The sequence below is a fragment of the Micromonospora sp. NPDC048905 genome (assembly GCF_040649655.1).
In the GTDB taxonomy this organism is placed as follows: domain Bacteria; phylum Actinomycetota; class Actinomycetes; order Mycobacteriales; family Micromonosporaceae; genus Micromonospora.
The window spans coordinates 203,488-220,656 of the sequence record NZ_JBEZFV010000009.1; the positions used below are offsets into that span (position 1 = coordinate 203,488).

The following is a 17,169-nucleotide window of genomic DNA, read 5'->3' on the forward strand; positions in this document are numbered from 1 at the left end:
GCTCCGTCAGGCGGTTGCGGCGCGGCCGACGCACACTTGGTCCCATGGCGATTCCCCTCCCCACCCCGACCGCCGTTGTCGGTCTGACCCGCTTCGCTCTCGACCAGGCGCTCGGCTCGGCCGCCTCGATGGCCGCCGTGCCCGCCCGCGCGTTCGCGGTGCTGGACGGGGTGGAGGCGTTGCTGGCCCGGATCAACGGCGTGGTGGACCGGATCGAGACGACCCTGGACCGGACCGACCAGGTGCTCACCGACGCCGAGGCGGCGGTCCGCGAGGTGGCCGTCATCAGCGCCGCCGCGACCACCGCCATCGACACGGCCACCGAGGTGGCGACGGCCGCCGCCGTGGTGGTCGCCGAAGCCGACCGGGTGTCCCGGTCGGCCGGCTCGGTGGTCGCCGAGGCCGACAGGGTGGCCGGCCGGGCCGCCGCCACCGTGGGCACCGCGACGGAGGCCGCGGCCACCGCCGCCGAGTTGCTGGCGGCGTACGAGCCCGCGTTGCGCCGGGCCGCGCCGATGGCGCGGACGTTCGTCGAGGAACTGAGCCACGAGGAGATCAGCGCGGCGATCCACCTGATCGACGAGTTGCCCAAGCTCAGGGAGCACCTGACGGCCGACATCCTGCCGATCCTCGCCACCCTGGACCGGGTCGGGCCGGACCTGCACGACCTGCTGGACGTGACCCGCGACCTCAAGCTCGCCGTGGCCGGCATCCCCGGGCTGGGCATGCTGCGTCGACGCGGCGAAAAGCTCAGCGACGAACCCGTCGGCTGAACCCTCCCCCGCGGGCGTGGGGGATCAGCATGCGCAGGTGATCGTCGCGGTTGGCGCGGTCAGGTCGTCGACGGGGCGCCGGGTCAACCCGGTCTCCGTCACCACCGGCAGCCCCTCCCGCACCCAGTACTCGAACCCGCCGAGCATCTCCTTCACCGGGTAGCCGAGCCGGGCGAACTCCAGCGCCGCGCGGGTCGCGCCGTTGCAGCCCGGACCCCAGCAGTAGGTCACCACCGCCGAGCCTGGCGGGACCAGGTCCGCTGCCCGGCTCGCGATCTCGGCGGTGGGCAGGTGTACCGCGCCGGGAAGGTGCCCCTGCGCCCAGGCGGCCGCGCCCCGGGAGTCGACGACCACCAGGCCCGGGGCACGGGCCGACAGGTCGGCGTGCACGTCACTGACGTCGGTCTCGACGCTGAGCCGATTGTGGAAGTGGGCGGCGGCGGTGGCCGGATCGGCCGGCGGAACGGCGAACGTGAAGGTCATGCACCGATCCTCGCCGGCACGCCACCTCGGGACGAGCGGCGCGAACGACGTCCTGCGCTAACATCTCGCCATGCCGACCCGGGCCAACACCACCGGCTCGCGCCCGCTGTCGACGCCCCGACGGCCGGCGGGCGGGCACCGCGTCGCCGTGCTCGCGTACCCGGGGATGTCGGTGTTCGAGACCGGCATCGTCACCGAGGTGTTCGGGCTGCCCCGACCCGAGTTCGACGTCGACTGGTACGACCTGGTGGTCTGCGCCGAGCGGGCGGGGCCGGTGCCGGTGGTCGGTGGGGCGAGCCTGCACACCCCGTACGGCCTGGCCGAGCTTGCGGAGGCGCGGACGGTGATCGTGCCCGGCGTGCCGGACGTGACCGGTGACCCGTCGCCCGAGCTGGTGACCGCGCTGCGCCGTGCGCACCAACGCGGTACCCGCATCATGTCGATCTGCTCCGGCGCGTTCGCGCTGGCCGGGGCGGGGCTGCTGGACGGTCGGCGGGCCACCACCCACTGGCGGTACGCGGAGCTGCTGGCGCGTCGTTACCCGCGGGTCGAGGTGGACCCGGACGTGCTCTACCTCGACGACGGTGACCTGCTCACCAGCGCCGGCAGCGCCGCTGGGCTGGACCTCTGCGTGCACGTCATCCGGCGTGACCACGGCGCGGCGATCGCCAACGCGGTCGCCCGACGGCTGGTGATCCCCCCGCACCGCGACGGCGGGCAGGCCCAGTTCGTCGAGGCACCGGTGCCCGCCGACCCGGACGACGACCGGATCGCGGGCAGCATCGACTGGGCCCTCGCCCATCTCGCCGAACCGCTGAGCGTGGCCCAGCTCGCCGGGCGGGCGCACATGTCGTCCCGCACCTACCTGCGGCACTTCGCCCGGGCCACCGGGACCAGCCCGATCCGTTGGCTGATCGACCAGCGGGTACGCGCCAGCCTCACCCTGCTGGAGGAGACGGACGCCCCGGTCGAGCAGGTCGCCCGGACCGTGGGCTTCGACACGCCGGTCACCTACCGCCACCACTTCGGCCGGGTCATGCTGACCTCGCCGTCGGCGTACCGCCGGGCCTTCCGAACCGGCGCGGGCCAGCCGGCGTAGCGCGGACGCGCTCAGGCCGACGTAGCGCGGACCCGCTCAGGCTGGCGCGTACAGCTCGTCGATCTCGGCGCGTTGCGGCAGCGCCACCGAGGCGCCGAGCTTGCGGACGCAGGCCGCGCCGGCCGCCGACGCCCAGCGCACCGCGTCGACCAGGTCGCGTCCCTCGCCCCAGCCGACGGCCAGCGCGGCGGTGAACGCGTCACCGGCGGCGGTGGAGTCGACCACGTCGACCCGTACCGCCGGCACGTGCACGTCGGTGCCGTCGCGGTCGACGTACCGGGCACCCTCGCCGCCGAGTGTGAGCACGGCCCGGGGGGTCAGGTCGAGCAGCGCCCGGGGGTCCTCCCGGCCACGGCCGGTGAGCGCCTGCGCCTCGCCCTCGTTGACGACGAGCACGTCCACGGCGGCGAGCAGCTCGGGCGGTAGGTCCCGGGCCGGGGCGGCGTTGAGGATGACCCGGGTGCCGGCGGCGCGGGCGGCAACCGCGGCGGCCGTCACGGTCCGCACCGGGATCTCCAGTTGGGCGACCAGCACGTCCGCCGCGCGCACCGTGGCCAGGTCCTCCTCGGTGAGGTCGACCAGGGCGTCGTTGGCGCCGGGGGTCACCATGATGGCGTTCTCACCCTGGGCGTTGACCATGACCAGCGCGACGCCGGAGGTGCCGTAGACCACGCGCAGCTGGCTGGTGTCCACGCCGGCGGCAGTGATGCGGGCCTTCAGGGTGACGCCGAAGGCGTCCGAGCCGATCGCGCCGAGGAACGCGCAGGAGGCGCCGGCCCGGACGGCGGCGATGGCCTGGTTGGCGCCCTTGCCGCCGGGCACCATCACGAAGTCGGTGCCGAGGGTGGTCTCACCCACCCGGGGCAGCGCGGGTGCCATCGCGACCAGGTCCATGTTGGCGCTGCCCACCACGGCGACCCGGGTCTGTGGCACTGTCATCTCCGCCCTGTCCTGACGCTCAGGCGGCCCGCGCGGTGTAACGGTCGCCCGACCGTTCGACGACCAGCGGCAGGCCGAAGGTCTTGGAGAGGTTGTCGCCGGTCAACGTCTGGGCGAGCAGACCCTGGGCGACCACCCCACCCTCGCGCAGCAGCAGCGCGTGGGTGAACCCCGGCGGGATCTCCTCCACGTGGTGGGTGACGAGCACCATCGCCGGGGCGTCCGGGTCGTACGCCAGCTCGGCCAGTCGGGCGACCAGGTCCTCGCGTCCACCCAGGTCGAGCCCGGCGGCCGGCTCGTCGAGCAGCAGCAGCTCCGGGTCGGTCATCAGGGCCCGGGCGATCTGCACCCGCTTGCGCTCACCCGAGGAGAGCGTGCCGTAGCGGCGTTCGGCGAGGCCACCGACGCCGAGCTGGCTCAGCAGTGCCCGCGCCCGCGCCTCGTCGGCCGGGTCGTAGTTCTCCCGCCAGCGACCGACCACCGACCAGGCGGCGGTCACCACCACGTCGGTGACCCGCTCGTCGGCGGGCAGCCGCTCGGCGAGCGCGGCGGTGGTGAGCCCGATCCGGGTACGCAGCTCGTTGACGTCGGTGCGGCCGATCCGTTCGCCGAGCACGTGCGCGACACCGGTGGTCGGGTGCAGCCGGCCCGAGGCGAGGTTGAGCAGGGTGGTCTTGCCAGCGCCGTTGGAGCCGAGCACCACCCACCGCTCGTCCAACTCGACGCGCCAGGTCAGGTCCTGCAGGAGGGCGGTGCCGGACCGGCGTACACCGACGCCGGCCAGGCTGACCACCAGATCCGGGTCCACAGGCGGGGCGCCGGCAGCGCCAAGGATCAGGTCACCAGTCACCGCACCATCCAACCACGCAGCGCCGTGGTGCCCCCCACGGGCGGCACCTCGGCCATAGGGTGAAGCGCCGTGTCGTTGATCACCAAACCCGGAGGACGGCTGATGTTCCGTCAAGATTCGGAGCCGCGCGGATGAGCGCGGTCATCGAGATCGAGGGTCTGCGCAAGACCTTCCGCAGCCTGCGCAACGGCCGGCGGGTGGCAGTGGACGGGTTCGACCTGTTGGTCGAGGCGGGCCAGGTCCACGGCTTCCTGGGGCCCAACGGCTCCGGCAAGACCACCACCCTGCGGGCCCTGCTCGGCTTGGTACGCGCCGACGGTGGACGGATGACCGTGCTCGGCCAACCGTCGCCGGAGCTGCTGCCCCGGGTGGCGGGACAGGTCGGCGCGATCGTCGAGAGCCCCCAGTTCTTCGGCAACTTCACCGCGTACCGCACGCTGCGCCTGTTGGCTCGCGCCGGTGGGGTGCCGGTCTCGCGGGTCGACGAGGCGCTGGAGACGGTGGGTCTGCGCGACCGGGGCGACGAGCGGGTGAAGGGCTACTCGCTGGGCATGAAGCAGCGCCTCGCGGTGGCGTCCGCGCTGTTGAAGGAGCCGCGGTTGCTGATCCTGGACGAGCCGGCGAACGGACTGGACCCGGCGGGCATCCGGGAGATGCGGGACCTGATGCGGTCGCTGGCGGCCAACGGGGTGACCGTGCTGGTGTCCAGTCACATCCTGGGTGAGATCCAGTTGATCTGCGACCACGTGACGATCATTTCGCGGGGGAAGCGGGTGGCGGCCGGCCGGGTGGACGAGGTGCTGGCCGGCCACGACCGACACGAGTTCGTGGTGCGGGTGGCCGAGCCCGAGCGCGCCGTGGAGTTGCTGCACGCGGCCGAGCTGACGGCGGTCGTCGACGGCGAGGCGCTGGTGGTGAGCGGTGTGAGTGACGGAACGGTGATCAGTCGGGTGCTCGGCGAGCAGGGGCTGTGGGTGGGCGAGCTGACGCCGCTTCGGCCGGATCTGGAGAGCGTCTTCCTGGAGCTGACGGGCGCGTACGCGCAGTCGTCGGTCCCCCGGCAGGTCGACGGCTCGGCGCTGCCGGACGGCGAGCAGGGCGAAGCTGTGATTGATCTCAATCGGGGAGTGGACGCGTGAACCTGGTTCGTGCCGAGTTGGAGCGACTGTTCAGTCGTCGCTTCGTGCAGCTCATGGTCGTCCTGTTGGCGTTGGCGTTCGCCGTGACGGCGGCGACCACCCTGGCCGGGTCGCACAAGCCGAGCGCGAGCGAGCTGAACTCGGCGCGGCAGCAGGCCGCCGAGCAGCTACAGGGGATGGAGACCGCCTACCAGCAGTGCCTGGCCCGACAGAACGGCACACTCCCGCAGAGGGACATGGACCAGTACTTTCCGGCGGAGTGCTCGGAGATCGACCCGGTCCGGCAGGAGCAGCTGCCGACCGCCGCCGACTTCCTGCCGGGGGTGTTCAGCTTCGCCCAGCAGGCGCGGCCGCTGCTCTACTTCCTGATCGCGTTCCTGGTGCTGTTCGGGTTCCTGGTCGGCGCCTCCTACATCGGCGCCGACCTGAACTCCGGCGGAGTGGTGAACCTGCTGCTCTGGCGGCCACGCCGGTTGACGGTGCTCGGGGCCAAGTTGGGCACCCTGCTCGGCACGGTGCTGGTCCTGGCCCTGCTGGCGTCGGTGGCCTACCTCGCCACGTTCTGGGTGATCGGGCAGACCGCCGGGTTGCCCGGCCGGTTGAGCGGGGAATTCTGGCGCGAACTCGGCGCGGTGCACGGCCGCGGACTGGTGCTGGTGTTACTGGCCAGCGCGGCGGGCTTCGCCATTGCCACGCTGGGTCGGCACACCTCGGCGGCCCTCGGCGCGCTCGCCGCGTACGTGGTGGTCTGGGAGCTGGGCGGCCGGCTGGTTCTGGAGATCGTCGACGCCCCGGAGTCGGACCGGTTCATGCTCTCCAGCCACATCGGGGCGTGGCTCAACGGCGAGGCGCGTTTCTACGACGCACGGATCTGCCGGGGCGGCAGCGTTGGCTCCTACTGCGAGGGGTTCTACACGCTGACCTGGTTGCCGTCGCTGTTGGTGTTGCTCGTGATCACCGGTGGGCTGACCGCTGCGGCGTTCGCCGTGTTCCGCCGACGCGACCTGCTCTGAGTCGCGGTCCGCCGGGTCGCCCGCGTGGTCGCGGGCGACCCGGCGGCCGATCGCGACGCGGCAGCCGGTGGCGATCGCGACGCGGCAAGAGCTTGCAACCTGTCAAGCTGCGGTGAAATATTCCTTCACATGACCGGCGCAGCGGGCTCAGCCGACGGTGGAGCCGAACACCTCGTCGCGCACGGCGTCCAGGGCGGTGCGCAGCGCGCCGTGCAGGATCGGCTCCTCGGTCAGCCCGGTCGGCACCACCCGCGGCCGGACCAGGGTGATCGCGGCGACCTCGTGCTGCACCCGCTCGGCGAGCGCGGCACCGCCGGCCTGGCCCACGTCACCGGCGAGCACGACCAACGGCGGGTCGAGGACCACGCAGGTGCTCGCCACGCCGAGCGCGAGCCGGCGGGCCAGCTCGTCGAGCATCGGGCCACCGTCGGCGCCGGCCGCTACGGCCGCGCGCACCGCCTCGGCGGCGTCGGTGTCCGGATAACCGTGCTCGCGGGCCACCGCGCGGACCGAATCCGCACCGACGAGCTGCTGGAAGGCGGGCTTGGCGCGGCGGGAGACGTCGCGTGGGATGGGCGCGCCGGGTACCGGCAGGTAGCCGATCTCACCTGCCGCTCCGCTGCTGCCGTGGTGCAGCCGCCCACCCAGCATGATCGCCAGGCCCACGCCGGCGCCCACCCAGACCAGGACGAAGTCCGCCAGCCCCTGCGCGGCGCCGGACTGCGCCTCGGCCACCGCGGCCAGGTTGACGTCGTTCTCGAAGACCACCGGAGTGTGCAGGTCCTCCCGCAGGGCGGCGAGCAGGCCGCTGTGCCAGCGCGGCAGGTTGAAGGCGAAGGTGATGTCGCCGGTGCCGGGGTCGACCAGGCCCGGGGTGCCGAGCACGATCCGCCGTACGCTGCTGAGCTGCGCGTGGGCGCTGCTGGCCGCCTGCACCACGGCGTTGTGCACGACACCCACCGGGTCGTCGGTGTCCCGGGTCGACTGCTCCACCCGGCCGATGACCGCGCCGGTGATGTCGGCACACGCGGCCACCACCCGGTCCGGCCCGACGTCCACGCCGACCACGTGCGCACTGCCGGGGCTGACCGCGTAGAGCTGAGCGTTCGGCCCCCGCCCGCCGGCCTGCTCACCGACCCGCGTGACGAGGCCACGCTCCTCCAACCGCTCGACCAACTGCGAGGCGGTGACCTTCGACAGCCCGGTCAGCTCGCCGAGCCGGGCCCTCGTCAGCGGGCCGCGTTCGAGGAGCAGCTCCAGTGCCGCACGGTCGTTGAGCGCCCGCAACAGGCGGGGGGTGCCGGGCAGCCGGGTCGCACTCATGACACGTCCTCTAGTTTTAGTAAACTTTGCTAACTGTAAACCTACCTGCGAACGGGTAGCCGTAGCGTATCGGCCACCCGGAGGCGGGACGCTCCGCCGATTCGGCAGGGCGGACACCACCACCGGTACGACGTTTCGTACCCGCTGGGGCACCGAAGGGGGAGATCACGTGGGGCTGGATCCAGGACTGCGCCGGTTGGCGCTGGGCACGTTGCTCGCCGCGTACCCGGGACCGGTCCCGCCGGACTGGGCTGTCGACCTGCTGGCCGACGGGCTGGCCGGGCACACCCTGTTCGGCACCAACGTGCACGACCCCGCCCAGGTGGCGGCGAGCACCGCCGCGTTGCGCTCCGGCCGGCCGGACGCGCTGATCGCCATCGACGAGGAGGGCGGTGACGTGACCCGGCTGGCGCATGCCACCGGCAGCCCGTACCCCGGAAACGCCGCCCTCGGCGCGATCGGCGACGTGGCGCTCACCCGACGCGTCTACCGGTCGATCGGCGCCGAGCTGGCCGCGCTCGGCATCACCGTCAACCTCGCCCCGACGGTGGACGTCAACACCGCCGACGAGAACCCGGTGATCGGCACCCGATCCTTCGGCGCGGACCCGGTGCGGGTGGCCGCCCACTCGGCCGCCGCCGTGACCGGGTTGCAGGCCGCCGGCGTGGCCGCCTGCGCGAAGCACTTCCCCGGGCACGGCGCCACCGTCACCGACTCACACCACGAACTGCCCACCGTGGACGCGCCGTTGAGCCTGCTCCGCCAACGGGACCTGCCGCCGTTCGGGGCGGTCATCGCCGCCGGGGCACGCGCCGTGATGACCGCGCACATCCGGGTGCCGTCGCTGACCGGCGCCGATCCGGCCACCTTCAGCCGGGCCGTCCTGGTCGACCTGCTCCGCACCGACCTCGGCTTCACCGGCGCCGTCATCACCGACGCGCTGGAGATGAAGGGTGCCGCAGTGGCCGCCGGCGGGGTCGGCCCGGCCGCGGTCCGCGCCCTGGCGGCCGGCGCCGACCTGCTGTGCATCGGCGCGCGGGTCGACGCCGAGCTGGTCGAGCGGGTGGCCGCCGAGATCGTCGACGCCCTCACCGACGGTCGGCTGGCGACCGCCCGGGTCGAGCAGGCCGCCGGCCGCGCCGCCGAGCTCGCCGCCTGGACCCGGGCCGCCGCCGGGCCGCCGGCAGCCGGGGACACCGAGCTGGGGTACGCGGCGGCGCGTCGCGCCGTCCGGGTGGACGGGGTGCTCACCGGCCTGGACCGACCGCTTGTGGTGCAGTTGCACACCGAGTCGACGATCGCCGAGGGTCGGGTGCCGTGGGGTCTCGGTCCCCACCTCGACGGCGTGCCGGAGATTCGCGTGATCGCCACCGAGACCGACCCGGCGACGTTGCGCGGGTTGGCCGGTGACCGACCCATCGTGCTGGTGGGGCGGCACCTGCACCGGCTACCCGGTGGCCCGGAGCTGGTCGCCGGGCTGGCCGCCGAGCATTCGGTGACCGTGGTGGAGATGGGGTGGCCGGCGCAGTGGCGCCCGGCGGGCGTACGCGCCTTCGTCACCACCTACGGCGCGAGCCACGCCAACGGCCGCGCGGCGGCCGAGGCTCTCGGACTGGCCGGCTGAGCCGCGGCGTTCTCCGGCCGGGCCCCCGAGGCTCGGCCGGACGACGCGCTCCCGCGCCAGAGTGTCCACAGTCACGTGTCGCCCGTTCTTGAACATGTTCAATATTCACCCTAGGCTGACGACGTCGGTAGTTGAACACGTTCAAGAAGGGCGTCCGCATGGACATCAAGGTCTGGATGTACGTGGTCTACCTCGCGGTCAGCGTCGGGCTGACCATCTGGGTGGCTCGGGCACTGTCGCGCAACGGGCTGGTCTTCCTGGAGGAGGTGTTCGCCGAGGAACGAGTCGCCAAAGCGGTCAACAGTCTCCTGGTCGTCGGCTTCTATCTGCTCAACCTCGGCTACGTCACGGTGGCGATGAGGCACTCCGACCCGGTGGTTTCCACGGCCCAGGCCATGGAGGAACTGTCCCTCAAGGTCGGCCTGGTGCTGCTGGTGCTCGGCGCGCTGCACTTCTTCAACGTCTTCGCACTGGGCCGCTACCGCCGAACCCGCCTTCGTCAGCTCGCCACCCATCCCCCGATCGCCCCGATCGGCCGACTCCCCATGCAGCCCGCCCCAGCCGGATCACAGTTGGTCGGCGCGTACCTGGGCGGACCGCGGCCGCCCGGCGCACACCCGGCCGGACCCCAGCCCAGCCCGCAACCGGCCGGACCACACCCGGCTGGACCACACCCGGCCGGACCGCAGCCCGGCGCCGGACCGGCGAACAACCCGCCGACCCGATGACCGAGACACCGACCGGTGGCGTCGGTCGGCTCCCGGATCCCACCGCCCACTCCGGCGGTGGGATCCGGGGGTTCACCGTCCTCTTCGACGCGGCCTGCCCGCTCTGCCGCGCCGCCCGCCGCTGGTTGACCTCCCGCGCCCAACTCGTACCCCTGGAGTTCGTGCCGGCCGGATCGGTCGAGGCCCGGCGGCGCTTTCCCGGCCTGGACCACGACGCGACGCTGCGCGACCTCACCGTGATCGCCGACACCGGTGAGGTGTACGCGGGCGACGGCGCCTGGTTCGCCTGCCTGTGGGCGTTGGCCGACCACCGGTCCATGGCCGAGCGACTGGCCCGACCGCACCTGCTGCCCCTCGCCCGACAGGCGGTGGCCGCCGCCTCGGCGATCCGGGAGCGGGTCCGCGACCCGGGGGACGAGCCGACAAACGACCTGGCGGGATACGGTGACCTCGATGACCGAGCAGCCTGCGCAGACGACCACTGCGGGTGACCCAGCCACCGCCCGAGGCGAGCAGACCCGGCAGCTGATCCGGGACACCGCGATGCGGCTGTTCCGCGAGCGCGGTTACGCCCAGACCACCATGCGGGCGATCGCGCAGGAGGCCGGCGTGGCGGTCGGCAACGCCTACTACTACTTCGGTTCCAAGGACCACCTGATCCAGGAGTTCTACGCCCAGTCCCAGGTCACACACCGGGCGGCCGCACAGCCCGTACTCGATCGGGAGGAGGCGTTCGGCGCCCGGCTGGCCGGAGTGCTGCACGCGGGGATCGACGTGTTGACGCCCTCGCACGGGTTCGCGGCGACCTTCTTCAAGACGGCGGCCGAGCCCACCTCGCCGCTGAGTCCCTTCTCGGCGGAGTCCTCCGGCCCCCGACAGGCGGCCATCGAGCTCTTCGGCGAGGTGTTGACGGGCTCGACGGCCAAGGTCGACGCCGAGCTTCGCCCCCAACTGCCCGAGCTGCTCTGGCTCGCGTACATGGGCGTGATCCTCTACTGGGTCCACGATCGATCACCGGGCCAGACCAAGACCCGGCAGTTGATCGACGGGGCCGTACCACTGATCGACCGGCTCGTGGCGCTGTCCCGGCTCCGGGTCCTCCGACCGGTGACCCGACAGGTGCTCGACCTGATCCGCACGCTCCGTCACTGACCCGGCCTACACTCGCCGATCACCGAAGGAGCAGGTCAAGTCCACTTTTCGACACTCCGAACTGACAGCATCAACCTTGCCCTGAGCCGGTTAGATACGTAGCGTGATCGACGCGTACCGACCCGACACCTGTCGGTACGTCCGGAACCGGGGCCTGGGGGGAGGTTGCGGACCGTGGATCCGGCCCGGGATCCACGGTCCGCGAGCGCCCGCGCGAGTCAGCGCGGATAGACCCCGTACGCCCGCCAGCCGCGATCCGGGAAGCCGGCCGCGTCGGCGACCCGGGCCGAAGCGAGATTGTCGCGCTCGTGCAGGTAGGTCGGCACCGCTCCCTCGTCGAGGACCCGTCGCGCCGCCTGCGCAACGAGTCGGCGGGCAAGGCCGTGCCCCCGAGCCACCGGCGCGGTGCCCACGGCCAACTCGTGCCCGTACGCGTCGTGCCGCTTGATCCCGGCACCGGCCAGGTAGGCACCATCCGGATCGCGGACCACCAGCACCGGCCGGTCGAAGAGCCGCAGCCAGGGCGGCAGCCCGGGTGCCGTCGGCGGGGTCCACTCCCCCACGTCGGGAAGCGGCGCGGGGGACACACTCCACCGGAAGGGACCGTCGTGCACGCACCAGTCGGGCAGCCCCACGGCCTGCGGCAGCGCGGCGAGGAACCGGTCCGGAGTACGCCGGATCAGGGCACGGATCGCCGCCACCCGGTCCGGCGCCACGGAGAGCACACCGCTGCGCCCGGTGTCCACGGCGAGCGCGGGGCGCAGCCTGCCGTCCCAGGCCGGTGCGGCCCGTCGGTGCGAGGCGACCACGTGCAGCCCCGCGCCGGCCGGCCACTGACCGAGCCAGGTGGCCAGGTGCAGTTGGACCCGCCGGTCGAGCATGCCCACCTCCCCGTCGGTCCAGCCGTCGTGGATCACCGTACGCCGGGCTGGCCCGGCCGGGCGGACGATCCCGCAGGGCCGGGCGGGGCACGATGATCAGGCAGAGCGATCGACCGTCATATGTATTTTCTTAGCTGGACACCTTTCTTTGGGACGGTGAACGCATGCCGATTCAGCCGAGCGACCACTACCAGCAGGACCCCGAGCGACTCTGGCAGGCGGCGGAAGCCATCAAGAGCAGTCCTTCCCAGCCGCGCTACCGAAATCCCCGCACGGTCGGCGGCGGAGCCCTGTCGTGGGCCGGATTGAACAAGCTGCCCGTTGGCAGCTTCAGTCGGCACCGCCTGAACACGCACTGACGCACCACCCCTCACCCACCGGGTGGGTGGCACCCAAGGGCAGCCTCTGACGTTCGCCCGGGGCGACACACCGGGGAGGTCCAGCGAGGGCTTTCGCACACCTGTCGGGTAATTTCTTGTGGTCCGCCATCCGGCCTACGACAGGAGAAGCTCCGCGCATGGGCAAGAAGACGATCCACGTCTCCGACTTCACCGGCACGGTTCTGCAGCAGGACGACGAGGTGGTCCGCGTCGTGGTGCTGGAGCACCCGGACCTGGTCGCCGGGCCCGTGCAGTTGGACGCCACCCCGGGTGAGGTGGAGAACATCGACGACGCCGCCCTGGACGTGGCGGTGGTGGAGATCCACGACCGGCATGGCGGTGGCGAGCCGCGTCGGGTGGTGTTGACGGCCAGCGAGTTCGACGCGATGGCCACCGACGTGCCGATGGCGCAACTGTTGCGGACGGCCGAGCGGGTCCGCCCGCCGAAGGCCCGCAAGGGCGCCGAGAAGATCGACTACAGCACGCTTGAGCACGCCGGCAAGCCGCATCGGGGCCGGGTCACCGAGGAGGAGGCCCGACTGGTGCGCGAGCAGCTCGACGAGGTCAACAAGCGCCTCGCCGACGCGGGCGTGCGCCAGATCGACCCGACCGATCCGGAGCACGCCCTGCGTTACGGCTTCCCCGAGGCACCCTGACCGGAGGGCCTCACTTCGGTGCCGTGAAGGCGGCGAGCGCGGCGGCCAGGTCGGCCTCGACCGTCGCCTTGTCCAGGCCGAGACCGGTGAGCACGCCGGCGCCGTCCTCCTGCTCCAGCAGGGCCAGCAGGATGTGCTCGGTGCCGATGTAGTTGTGCCCGAGGCGCAGCGCCTCGCGGAAGGTCAGCTCCAAAGCCTTCCGGCCGCGTGCGTCGTACGGGATGAGGTCCGGGACCTGCTCGGCCGGCGGCGGCAGGAGGGCGGCGACCTTCTCCCGCACCACCTCGGCGGTGGCGCCCCGGCCGGCCATCACCTTGGCGGCCAGCCCGTCCGGCTCGGCCAGCAGGCCCAGCACCAGGTGCTCGGGGCGGATCTCGGCGCTTCCGCTGGCGCGGGCCTCCTCCTGCGAGGACATCACCACGTTGCGGGCCCGGGGGGTGAACCGCCCGAAGGATTCGTTCGGGTCGAGGGTCGGCCCGTCGGTGGCCTTCGGCACGAAGCGCTTCTGGGCGGCCTGCTTGGTGACGCCCATGCTGCGGCCGATGTCGGTCCAGGAGGCGCCCGAGCGGCGAGCCTGGTCGACGAAGTGCCCGATCAGGTGGTCGGCGACCTCGCCGAGGTGGTCGGCGGCGATGACCGCGTCGGTGAGCTGGTCGAGCGCGTCGGTGTGTGCCCTCTTGATGGCCTGGATCAGGTCGTCGAGCTTGACGGTGTTGCTCATCTGGAGAGGATCTGTCATGCGTCAACCATAGGTTGACGGTCCGGTCGCGTCAACCTTGAGTTGACGATGTCCGGCGGGTGGCGGGCGAGGCGCCCCGATACGGTGGGCTCCGGTCGAAGCACGGGAAGGGCGGACATGCGTCTGCACGTGGGGTGCGCGATGTGGAGCCACCGGTCGTGGCCGGGACACCAACTGCCACCTGCGGAGCGCCTGCGGCACTACGCCAGCTGGTGTGACGCCGTGGAGGGCAACACGACGTTCTACGCGACCCCGGCCCGGGACACCGTGGCGTCGTGGGCCGCGCAGACGGACCCCGACTTCCGGTTCGTCCTCAAGCTTCCGAAGGTCATCACCCACGAACGTCGGCTCACCGCCGTCGGCGAACCGCTGCGCGCCTTCCTGGACGCGATCGAGCCGCTCGGCCCGCGCGTACACGCCCTCTGGATCCAGCTACCCGGCTCGTTCGCCCCCGCCGACGTCCCGACCCTGCGCCGCTTCCTGGGTCAACTCCCGCCGTCGCACCGGTACGCGGTGGAGGTCCGCCACCCCGCGTTCTTCACCGACGCCGACGCGGCCCGGCTGCTGGAGGCGACCCTCGCCGTCGCGTCCGCCGAGTGGATCCCCTTCGACACGACAGCCTTCTTCGCGAGCCCACCCAGCAGCGACGCCGAACGGGACGCCTGGACCAAGAAGCCCCGCGTGCCGCTCCGCTCGCTCGCGCTGACCGACCGGCCGATCGTCCGCTACCTCGGCCGGGACGACCCGACCCGCACGGTCGAGGGGTGGCAGCGCTGGATCGACGTCACCGTGGCCTGGCTGCGGGAGGGACGCTCGCCGACGATGTTCCTGCACACCCCGGACAACGCCGACGCGCCCGTACTCGCCCGCCGGTTCCACGACGAGGTCCGCGCACGCGTGCCCGAGTTGGACCCGCTGCCCGAGCCGATACCTGTCGAACCGTTGACGCTGTTCTGACCGGGTGGGTCAGCACTGCTCCTTGTCGAGCAGGTCGTCGAGGTGGGCAGCCGTGCTGATCAGCGAGAGGTGACTGAACGCCTGCGGGAAGTTGCCGATCTGCTCGCCGGTCGGGGCGATCTCCTCGGAGTAGAGGCCCAGCGGGCTGGCGTAGGTGAGCATCTTCTCGAAGGTCAACCGGGCGTCGTCGACCCGCCCGGCCAGCGCGAGGGCCTCCACGTACCAGAAGGTGCACATGTTGAAGGTGCCCTCGGTGCCGGCGAGGCCGTCCGGCGAGGCCTTCGGGTCGTAGCGGTAGACCAGGCTGTCGGAGACCAGGCCGGCGTCCATCGCCCGCAGCGTCGACTCCCACATCGGGTCGGTCGCCGAGATGAAGTTCAGGCCGGGCATCGACAGAAGCGAGGCGTCCAGGATGTCGGACCCGTAGTGCTGCACGAACGCGCCGCACTGCGGGTCGAAGCCACGGGTCATGACCTGCTCGTAGATGGCGTCCCGTTCGGCGGCCCAGCGGGCGGTGTCGCCGGGGCGCCCGCGGCGGTGCGCGATGCGGATGGCACGGTCGAGCGCGACCCAGGACAGCACCCGCCCGTAGGTGAAGTCCTGCCGGCCGGACCGGGTCTCCCAGATGCCGTCCTCGGGTTGGTCCCAGTGCTCGCAGAGCCAGTCCATCATCCCGGCCGTCTTCCGCCACCCCTGGTACGGCGCGATCAGCCCGTTCCGGTCCGCGAGCTCCAACGAGACGAGCGCCTCGCCGTAGATGTCGAGTTGCAGTTGGCCGGCCGCGCCGTTACCGATCCGCACCGGCGCCGAACACCGGTATCCCTCCAGGTGACCCAACACCTCCTCGGGGAGGTCGGGTGAACCGTCGATGCGGTACATGACCTGGAGGGGCAGGTTGGCGTCCCGGGCCTCGCGGATGCGCTCGTTCAGCCAGAACAGATACCTCTGGGCCTCGTCGGTGAAGCCCAGGCGCAGCAACGCGTGCACGGAGAAGGACGCGTCCCGGATCCAGGTGTAGCGGTAGTCCCAGTTCCGCTGCCCGCCGATCTGCTCCGGCAGCCCGGCGGTGGGTGCCGCGACCAAGGCGCCGGTCGGCGCGTACGTCATCAGCTTGAGCGTCATCGCCGACCGCTCGACCACCTCCCGCCACCGACCCTTGTACCGGGAGCCGCCCACCCACCGCCGCCAGTAGTCGCGGGTCTGGGCGAGCAGGTCGCACGCCTCGTCGGTGCTCATCGCGCGGGGCGCGTGCGGACAGGCCGTCTCCAGGACGACCCCGCCGATGTCGCCCGCGCGCAGGGTGAACGACGCGGACACGCCCTCGGCGTCGCGCCGGACTCCCACCGCCTCGAATGTTCGTTCCGATTCCTTGAAGGGAGTGAGGGTGAGGGTGAGGGTCGGACTCCGGAACACGTCACCCTCGGGGTGCACCTCGAGCTCGTACGGGTCGCGCCCGTAGTTGAACCGGGGACGGCAGTCGAAGCGGAACCGCATGCTTCCCCGGACCATCCGTACCAGCCGGATCAGCCGGTGCCGGTCGGTGGCCTGTTCACCGGTGACGGGCATGAAGTCCAACAGCTCGCCCACGCCGTCGGCGCTGTGGAAGCGGGTGATCAGGATCGGCGTACCGGGCAGGTAGAGCTGCTTGCTCGTGTAGTCGACGCCGTCGGGCGTGAGCCGGAAGTGGCCGCCCTTGTCATGGTCGAGCAGCGCACCGAAGATGCTCGGTGAGTCGAAACGGGGCGCGCAGAACCAGTCGATGGCACCGTCTGCGCTGATCAGCGCGGCGGTCTGCAGGTCACCGATCAGGCCGTGCGCCTCGATCGCCGGATACCTCGCATCCACGCTGTCCCCCGCCGTCGTGATGGCAACGGCGGCGACTACCCGGGAGGCGGCGGGCTACACGCGACTTCTCCGAACCCGCCGACCATTGCGGAAGCGAATCTTCCGCAATCGCCGATAGCGTCGTGTGCAACGACATCGACGGAGGGAAAGCTGATGAGCCTGCGAGGATTCGCCACACTCAACATCTGGGCCGACGACGTGGAGGCGGCCACCGCCTGGTACGCCGAGTTCCTCGGCGTCGAGGCGTACTTCATGCGCCCCGGGCCGGACGGACGCCCGGCCTACACCGAGTTCCGGATCGGCGACTACCAGGCGGAGCTGGGCATCCTCGACCGCAAGTTCGCGCCGCCCGGGGCCGCGACGGGACCCGGCGGCGTGCTCATGCACTGGTACGTCGACGATCTCGACGCCACCGTCGAGCGACTGCTGGCGTTGGGTGCCAAGGAGTACCAGCCGATCACCCCGCACGGCGACGAGGGGTTCATCACCGCCTCGGTCGTCGACCCGTTCGGCAACGTGCTGGGTGTCATGAAGAACCCGCACTACGAGGAGATCCTGGCCTCGCTCAAGCCGGCCTGACCCGGACGG

Annotated in this window: 19 protein-coding genes; 12 read left to right on the top strand and 7 right to left on the bottom strand. The window is 72.0% G+C overall.

The genetic code is table 11. The annotated features are described in order from the left end of the window. Positions 1-44 precede the first annotated feature (44 nt). A complete protein-coding gene (locus tag AB0C01_RS24225) occupies positions 45-773 on the top strand; it encodes a hypothetical protein (protein ID WP_357250773.1) in 729 nt (242 codons plus the stop codon). A 24-nt stretch (positions 774-797) separates the two neighbouring features. Here AB0C01_RS24225 and AB0C01_RS24230 read toward each other — a convergent pair whose 3' ends face one another. Beyond that, positions 798-1,256 carry a rhodanese-like domain-containing protein gene (locus tag AB0C01_RS24230; RefSeq protein ID WP_357250776.1) on the bottom strand — a complete coding sequence of 153 codons (459 nt, stop codon included), beginning with the start codon at positions 1,254-1,256 and terminating at the stop codon, positions 798-800. Between the two features lie 70 nt (positions 1,257-1,326). Between AB0C01_RS24230 and ftrA the strand changes: the two genes are divergently transcribed. Beyond that, positions 1,327-2,355, top strand: coding sequence for a transcriptional regulator FtrA (ftrA, locus tag AB0C01_RS24235; RefSeq protein ID WP_357250779.1), 1,029 nt, complete (start codon positions 1,327-1,329; stop codon positions 2,353-2,355). 36 nt (positions 2,356-2,391) lie between these two features. On the opposite strand, the gene AB0C01_RS24240 is transcribed toward ftrA, so the two are convergent. Together AB0C01_RS24240 and AB0C01_RS24245 are read right to left on the bottom strand one after the other, a co-directional pair. After that, positions 2,392-3,288 carry a ribokinase gene (locus AB0C01_RS24240; RefSeq protein ID WP_357250918.1) on the bottom strand — a complete coding sequence of 299 codons (897 nt, stop codon included), beginning with the start codon at positions 3,286-3,288 and terminating at the stop codon, positions 2,392-2,394. A 25-nt stretch (positions 3,289-3,313) separates the two neighbouring features. Continuing rightward, a complete protein-coding gene (locus AB0C01_RS24245; protein ID WP_357250782.1) occupies positions 3,314-4,144 on the bottom strand; it encodes an ABC transporter ATP-binding protein in 831 nt (276 codons plus the stop codon). Positions 4,145-4,275: 131 nt separating this feature from the next. Between AB0C01_RS24245 and AB0C01_RS24250 the strand changes: the two genes are divergently transcribed. After that, positions 4,276-5,283 carry an ATP-binding cassette domain-containing protein gene (locus AB0C01_RS24250; RefSeq protein WP_357250785.1) on the top strand — a complete coding sequence of 336 codons (1,008 nt, stop codon included), beginning with the start codon at positions 4,276-4,278 and terminating at the stop codon, positions 5,281-5,283. Beyond that, positions 5,280-6,296, top strand: coding sequence for an ABC transporter permease subunit (locus tag AB0C01_RS24255; protein ID WP_357250788.1), 1,017 nt, complete (start codon positions 5,280-5,282; stop codon positions 6,294-6,296). Before AB0C01_RS24250 ends, AB0C01_RS24255 begins: the two co-directional genes overlap by 4 nt. Positions 6,297-6,443: 147 nt before the next feature. Here AB0C01_RS24255 and AB0C01_RS24260 read toward each other — a convergent pair whose 3' ends face one another. Next, entirely contained in the window at positions 6,444-7,619 is a 1,176-nt protein-coding gene (locus AB0C01_RS24260; RefSeq protein ID WP_357250793.1) for an ROK family transcriptional regulator, read from the bottom strand. Between the two features lie 169 nt (positions 7,620-7,788). Between AB0C01_RS24260 and AB0C01_RS24265 the strand changes: the two genes are divergently transcribed. From AB0C01_RS24265 to AB0C01_RS24280, 4 genes are all read left to right on the top strand, one after another. Then, on the top strand, positions 7,789-9,243 hold the full coding sequence (locus AB0C01_RS24265) for a glycoside hydrolase family 3 N-terminal domain-containing protein (RefSeq protein ID WP_357250796.1): 1,455 nt from the start codon (positions 7,789-7,791) through the stop codon (positions 9,241-9,243). A 131-nt stretch (positions 9,244-9,374) separates the two neighbouring features. Then, positions 9,375-9,971 (top strand): hypothetical protein, encoded by a 597-nt coding sequence (locus tag AB0C01_RS24270; protein ID WP_357572182.1) that lies wholly within the window; start codon positions 9,375-9,377, stop codon positions 9,969-9,971. Further along, complete coding sequence (locus AB0C01_RS24275) at positions 9,968-10,462, top strand: DCC1-like thiol-disulfide oxidoreductase family protein (RefSeq protein ID WP_357250803.1); 495 nt, start codon at positions 9,968-9,970, stop codon at positions 10,460-10,462. Before AB0C01_RS24270 ends, AB0C01_RS24275 begins: the two co-directional genes overlap by 4 nt. After that, on the top strand, positions 10,425-11,123 hold the full coding sequence (locus AB0C01_RS24280) for a TetR family transcriptional regulator (RefSeq protein ID WP_357250806.1): 699 nt from the start codon (positions 10,425-10,427) through the stop codon (positions 11,121-11,123). The genes AB0C01_RS24275 and AB0C01_RS24280 overlap by 38 nt, the downstream gene beginning before the upstream one ends. A gap of 218 nt (positions 11,124-11,341) precedes the next feature. Here AB0C01_RS24280 and AB0C01_RS24285 read toward each other — a convergent pair whose 3' ends face one another. Then, positions 11,342-12,004, bottom strand: a complete 663-nt coding sequence (locus tag AB0C01_RS24285; RefSeq protein ID WP_357572183.1) for a GNAT family N-acetyltransferase — start codon at positions 12,002-12,004, stop codon at positions 11,342-11,344. Between the two features lie 164 nt (positions 12,005-12,168). On the opposite strand from AB0C01_RS24285, the gene AB0C01_RS24290 reads away from it, so the two are divergent. Both AB0C01_RS24290 and AB0C01_RS24295 read left to right on the top strand, forming a co-directional pair. Beyond that, on the top strand, positions 12,169-12,363 hold the full coding sequence (locus AB0C01_RS24290; protein WP_357572184.1) for a DNA repair protein: 195 nt from the start codon (positions 12,169-12,171) through the stop codon (positions 12,361-12,363). A 158-nt stretch (positions 12,364-12,521) separates the two neighbouring features. Continuing rightward, the gene (locus AB0C01_RS24295) at positions 12,522-13,040 is read left to right on the top strand and encodes a hypothetical protein (protein WP_357250812.1); all 519 of its coding nucleotides are present in this window, start codon (positions 12,522-12,524) and stop codon (positions 13,038-13,040) included. Between the two features lie 10 nt (positions 13,041-13,050). Here AB0C01_RS24295 and AB0C01_RS24300 read toward each other — a convergent pair whose 3' ends face one another. After that, complete coding sequence (locus AB0C01_RS24300; RefSeq protein ID WP_357250815.1) at positions 13,051-13,779, bottom strand: Clp protease N-terminal domain-containing protein; 729 nt, start codon at positions 13,777-13,779, stop codon at positions 13,051-13,053. Positions 13,780-13,920: 141 nt separating this feature from the next. On the opposite strand from AB0C01_RS24300, the gene AB0C01_RS24305 reads away from it, so the two are divergent. Further along, complete coding sequence (locus AB0C01_RS24305) at positions 13,921-14,736, top strand: DUF72 domain-containing protein (protein ID WP_357250923.1); 816 nt, start codon at positions 13,921-13,923, stop codon at positions 14,734-14,736. A gap of 9 nt (positions 14,737-14,745) precedes the next feature. Here the strand turns inward: AB0C01_RS24305 and AB0C01_RS24310 are convergent, their stop codons facing one another. Then, positions 14,746-16,581, bottom strand: coding sequence for a glycoside hydrolase family 15 protein (locus AB0C01_RS24310; RefSeq protein WP_357572185.1), 1,836 nt, complete (start codon positions 16,579-16,581; stop codon positions 14,746-14,748). 153 nt (positions 16,582-16,734) lie between these two features. Here AB0C01_RS24310 and AB0C01_RS24315 point away from each other — a divergent pair, with 153 nt between their 5' ends. Next, complete coding sequence (locus AB0C01_RS24315) at positions 16,735-17,160, top strand: VOC family protein (protein WP_357250820.1); 426 nt, start codon at positions 16,735-16,737, stop codon at positions 17,158-17,160. The last annotated feature ends 9 nt before the right edge of the window (positions 17,161-17,169 follow it).

Bases quoted from the DNA above. Each gene is read 5' to 3' on its own strand.
- AB0C01_RS24230 (WP_357250776.1), bottom strand. From the start codon at position 1,256: ATGACCTTCACGTTCGCCGTTCCGCCGGCCGATCCGGCCACCGCCGCC.
- AB0C01_RS24290 (WP_357572184.1), top strand. From the start codon at position 12,169: ATGCCGATTCAGCCGAGCGACCACTACCAGCAGGACCCCGAGCGACTC.
- AB0C01_RS24305 (WP_357250923.1), top strand. From the start codon at position 13,921: ATGTGGAGCCACCGGTCGTGGCCGGGACACCAACTGCCACCTGCGGAG.
- ftrA (WP_357250779.1), top strand. From the start codon at position 1,327: ATGCCGACCCGGGCCAACACCACCGGCTCGCGCCCGCTGTCGACGCCC.
- AB0C01_RS24225 (WP_357250773.1), top strand. From the start codon at position 45: ATGGCGATTCCCCTCCCCACCCCGACCGCCGTTGTCGGTCTGACCCGC.
- AB0C01_RS24275 (WP_357250803.1), top strand. From the start codon at position 9,968: ATGACCGAGACACCGACCGGTGGCGTCGGTCGGCTCCCGGATCCCACC.
- AB0C01_RS24250 (WP_357250785.1), top strand. From the start codon at position 4,276: ATGAGCGCGGTCATCGAGATCGAGGGTCTGCGCAAGACCTTCCGCAGC.
- AB0C01_RS24260 (WP_357250793.1), bottom strand. From the start codon at position 7,619: ATGAGTGCGACCCGGCTGCCCGGCACCCCCCGCCTGTTGCGGGCGCTC.
- AB0C01_RS24315 (WP_357250820.1), top strand. From the start codon at position 16,735: ATGAGCCTGCGAGGATTCGCCACACTCAACATCTGGGCCGACGACGTG.
- AB0C01_RS24295 (WP_357250812.1), top strand. From the start codon at position 12,522: ATGGGCAAGAAGACGATCCACGTCTCCGACTTCACCGGCACGGTTCTG.
- AB0C01_RS24300 (WP_357250815.1), bottom strand. From the start codon at position 13,779: ATGACAGATCCTCTCCAGATGAGCAACACCGTCAAGCTCGACGACCTG.
- AB0C01_RS24285 (WP_357572183.1), bottom strand. From the start codon at position 12,004: ATGCTCGACCGGCGGGTCCAACTGCACCTGGCCACCTGGCTCGGTCAG.
- AB0C01_RS24280 (WP_357250806.1), top strand. From the start codon at position 10,425: ATGACCGAGCAGCCTGCGCAGACGACCACTGCGGGTGACCCAGCCACC.